Annotated in this window: 3 protein-coding genes; all 3 read right to left on the bottom strand. The window is 53.0% G+C overall.

What is annotated here, in order from left to right; translation table 11 throughout:
• Window positions 1-347 precede the first annotated feature (347 nt).
• Window positions 348-590, bottom strand: a complete 243-nt coding sequence (locus WNY38_RS17840) for a hypothetical protein (RefSeq protein ID WP_342858713.1) — start codon at window positions 588-590, stop codon at window positions 348-350.
• 193 nt (window positions 591-783) lie between these two features.
• Window positions 784-2,115 (bottom strand): polysaccharide biosynthesis/export family protein, encoded by a 1,332-nt coding sequence (locus tag WNY38_RS17835; RefSeq protein WP_342858712.1) that lies wholly within the window; start codon window positions 2,113-2,115, stop codon window positions 784-786.
• A 176-nt stretch (window positions 2,116-2,291) separates the two neighbouring features.
• On the bottom strand, window positions 2,292-4,385 hold the full coding sequence (locus WNY38_RS17830) for a polysaccharide biosynthesis tyrosine autokinase (RefSeq protein WP_342858711.1): 2,094 nt from the start codon (window positions 4,383-4,385) through the stop codon (window positions 2,292-2,294).
• Window positions 4,386-4,519 lie beyond the last annotated feature (134 nt).

The raw sequence follows: 4,519 nt of genomic DNA, 5'->3' as shown, positions 1-4,519 counted from the left end.
CCCCTGGGACTTTTGACTTTGGCCGGGCAGCCTGGGCTGGTGTTGCCAAGGTCGCCATCAAGAGCGTGGCGCTGAGTGCGGTTGTGCCAACGCCAAATAGACGGTTGGCGCGCGCAAAGAGCGCACGTTTGGATTGTTTAAAAAGCATGAATCACCCCACGTGACAAAAAGGGGTGTTCTCACCCCGTGGCGCCGATCCCCATCGGCATATCTTGGAGTAAAACAGGCAAAGTCTAAAAAACGATTAAATGGGGGTGACAGCCTGCGGCGCAGGCACAAAAAAAGGCACCAAAGAATGGTGCCTTTTAATAAATATCTAGACGCTCAAGTCGCTGGCGCGGCGGCGCTTAGTTTGTGGACGTTGTAGATGTTGTAGATGTTGTGCTGTTGCCGCTGAGAAGGCTTGATGCGAAGATCCCAGCACCACCGATGAGAGGTGCGATGCCTGGGATAAAGTTCTGTACGTCGTCTGCGGCGGGCAGAGCGATGCAGTCTGCAGTGTCACATGCAGGGACTGCTGCGTCTTGTGCTGTTGCAGACGTTGTAAACAACGCAAAGGCGGAGAGGAGAAGGAATGCAAATTTAGACATGGTTGACTCGCTATTCTGATTTTGCGTCTCTTTAACGAAAGAAACGGGGATTACATATTTAGACCCAATATAACGCAGTTCGCGTCTCAATTATACGAGAAAGTAGGTAAAAAAATCCGTTTTTATCGCCTCGGCCGCCCAAGTCACGAATATTAGGCGAAAGACTGCCCAATATTCGTGCTGAACATCATCATTACCCGGCGGCTGAGGCCGTAATACTGATGATGGTTGGGGTGAGTTGATTGATCACGCGATTCCATCTGGCGACAGGTTGTTCGGCAACAAACACGATATCATTGGGACGCAATTCAAGGCGCGTGGCCAAAGTGAGCGCCGTGGCATTGCTGGTGTCGAGCTTCCAAGCGGTGAAAGCATCGAATTCCATAGGGTTCTCAGATCCGCGCAAAACATAGATATGTCGCGGGTCAGCGGTTGTGGTCGCAAGGCCTGCTGCGCCTTCATAAAGCGCATCGGCCAAGCTTGCCTGACGGCCCAGTGGCAGTGGGAACCGGCCTTGGGTGTCCACCTCACCCGCGAGGTAGACATAGTCACGATCTGTGGCGTCAAACTGGACTTGCGCGGTGTAATTGGCACGGGCTTCGGCAAGTTGCGCGCGGCGCAAGGCCACTTCTGCACTCAGCTGAGACAAGGCCGCTGTGCGCGCACCTTGACGGTAAGATGCCAATTGGATTTGTTGGCTGAAGTAGGCAGACGCCTGATCCAGCTGATAGGTGTCATCGACAAAGATGCTATCGCCCGGGAGCAACGGGATCTTTTGCAGGCTGTCGCTGGCGTAGAGCGATTCCAGCGGAATTTGGTACAGCGATCCATCGCGGTACAGGCGCACAGAGGTGTAATCCATGTTGTCTGCCGTGGTGCCGCCAACGCCAGCCAGCGCTTCATCAAGATAGAGCGGGGTCAGGGTGATTGGCACAACACCAGGGTTGGGGACTGCGCCGCCAACAGAGATTTTCTTTGAATTGAACTCCGAGATTTCAAGGCTGAAGGTTGGTTCAATCTGGGCTGAGACCAAGCTTTGGAACAGCGTCGCTTCGGCTTCTTCCAAAGTCAGACCTGCGATGGACACGCGCCCAACATCAGGGATGGCGATGCTGCCATCGTCTTGCACAGTATAGCCTTGGCGGCTGTTTTGCGCGGCGAGCAAGCCAGACAGTTGCTCAACAGAAGATCCGGCAGGGGTCGCAAGCAAGACGACATCGCCGACACCGATCGTGTAGGGCTGGGGCCGGTGCACAGGAGGCAGCCGCGTTTCCAGCGCATTCGGACGGGTTTGAGCCGTATAGGATGGCTCTGGGACTGCGCCTGCGCCCCTCAGGCCGCCGCCAGTGCCGGATGTGGTGCGGAACACGGCTGGCAAATCGAGTGGCGTATATGAGGCCCGATTTGCGACAAGCACGCTTTGGCTGGTGATGGGCACAACGCGTACTTTTGCGTCATCCGTGGCGCCAGCAACGACCTTTTGGCTGTGATACACAACTCCACAGGCAGAAAGTGAGAGTGCCATAATAAGAGCAATAGCTGTACGCAATGGAATCATTCCTTGTCTTAAAATCTATCGGTTCCCGGTCGTTAATATATAAAATCGAGCTCCAAAACCATTCTGTAGAGTCGAACCTGCGCCATAGAGGCTTTCGCGCCTCACTTAGAGGCAGAACATAGCTCTTTGAGCTTTTTCAATGATTAGTTTGTGTAGTATTTTGTCCCGTAAGATCCATAAGCGCCATAAGCATCGCCATATCCATAACGCTTCATGCCTTTGGGGTCGATTTGGTTGAGCACAAGCCCGTTAACCGTGACGCCAACGGTTTCGAACATCCGTAGGGAATCGCGCACCTGAGTTTTCGATGTTTTGTCCCAATGAACGGTGAACAAGACGACATCAACGTGTTGGGCAACAACCCGTGCGTCAGGCACAACCAGCACAGGCGGCGTATCAATGATCACAAAATCATAGGCCTCACGTGCGGTGCCCAAAAACTCCAAAAAGCGCGGTGATGACAAAATATCGGCGGCGTTTTCAGAGCTGGGTTCACTCACAAGGATATCTGCGCCAAGGATTTCGTCGTGAATGACAGCCTCACTCAAAATGGCATCCCCCGCTAAGACACTGCGCAATCCTTTGGCATCCGTGACGTTCAGGTACTGACTAAACACAAGACGGCGAATGTCGCCTTCCACCAAGAGAACCTTTTTGCCCAAGCCAACCAAGTTTTGCGCCAAGGCAAAGGACACTGTGGTTTTGCCCTCACCAGGCAAGGACGAGGTCGTCATGATGACTTGTGGCGCTTTGTCGACTCCAGACAGCAAAACGGATGTTCGTAGGTTACGCACAGATTCCGCGGCCGCAGACGTAGGTTTCTCAGCGAGATACTCCAGCCCCGTACGGCGCCCCCTTGTCGGTAAGAGTGGGATTTGGCCCATCACGCGCAGGCCTGTGTCTGCCTCCAAATCGTTCGCTTGACGGTAGCCTTTTTCGCGCATTTCCAACAGCAAAGCTGCACCACATCCAAACATACCGCCCAGAATAAGCGACATCCCGAGGATCAGTGATTTGCGCGGTGCAGACGGGAAGTTCGGCAAAACAGCATTGGACAAAATGCGGCTGTCCGCTTGTTGAATACCCTCTTGGGCCGAGGTTTCCTTGAGACGGCCTAGAAAATATTCATAGAGCAAGCGGCTGGCCTCTGCCTCGCGCGACAATTGCTGCAGTTGAATGATTTCATCGCTCTGAGTGGCGATTTCGGCTTCGCGTTCGACAATACTGGCGGCCAAAGACTGAACCTGCGCGCCAATGCGCTGCGCTTGCAGCTGGGCCCGTGCCAAAATCTGTGCAAACTGCGCGTCAAATGCGGGGCCCGAACCTGTTTCGCGCAACAGCGTCGTCAGTCGGGCATCTCCCGCTTTGTCCGCTTTATCCTGATCCGAGGCCGCCTCTAAAGCCGTCAAAGTGGCCAATTGACGTTCAGCCTCTGCAAATGTCGCACGGGTTGTTTGCAACCGATCGCGGGCTTCTTTGAGTTGACGATCCAGCGCCTGCACACTTTCTATGCTGACAGCTTCAGAACTGGTCGAAAAATCTGAAACGCGGGCTTCGGCTTGTTCCAGCTCTAACTTGAGATCCGCCACGCGCGATGTCAGCCATTCCGACGCGTCTTTCGTGGCCTCAAACTTAACGTCCATTTGGTACAAAATATACTGCTCTGCCATGATGTCAGCAATGGTTGCAGATTTTTCGGCACTGTCAGTTTCAAGGGTGATTTGCAACACATAGGTGTTGGGAATGTTGCGCACCGATATGCGCGATAAAAGCGCATTGACGGTCGAGACCAGCTGTTTTTCTTGGCTTGGGACGACACGCTCAGGGGCGCCTAACAGCTTTCTTTTCAAGTTTTCTTGAAAGCTTAAAGGGCGCAGCGCACCGTTGAATGCTGGATCTTCCGTCAAACCCGCGACATTCACCACACGCTCTAGCAAACGACGGCTTTTGAGTATCTCAACCTCCGTGTTGATCGCCTCTGAATCCGTGCCAAGACTTGGCAAAACAGAACTGAGATCCAACAACTGCTGACCGGACGCATCCAACAAAACAACAGTCGTTGCACGGTATTTTGGAACAGCAATACTGGTGGCATAAAACGCACCCAGCGCCCCCGCCAAAACCATAAAGACTAGGATCAGAAACTTCTTGCGCCATAAAACGCCGAGCAAAGCCCCAAGGTCAATGACGTCTTCATCTGATGCACTACCGTACGAGGAATTGTTCTGTTGCGACACGGGCTTCTCTATTTATGACAAAAGATCTAATTGCGGTATGCTTTAGGATAATTACTGGCGAATATCCATTGCCTGACATAATTTCCAAAAATATCACAGCACTTCTACAAAACCGGCGGATGCTTGCTTAAAAA

Origin of the sequence: Pacificibacter sp. AS14, from assembly GCF_038899935.1 — a bacterium.
Classification (GTDB): Bacteria; Pseudomonadota; Alphaproteobacteria; order Rhodobacterales; family Rhodobacteraceae; genus Celeribacter.
The sequence above is the reverse complement of the archived record's forward strand: the minus strand, read 5'-3'. Positions and strand labels throughout refer to the sequence as shown.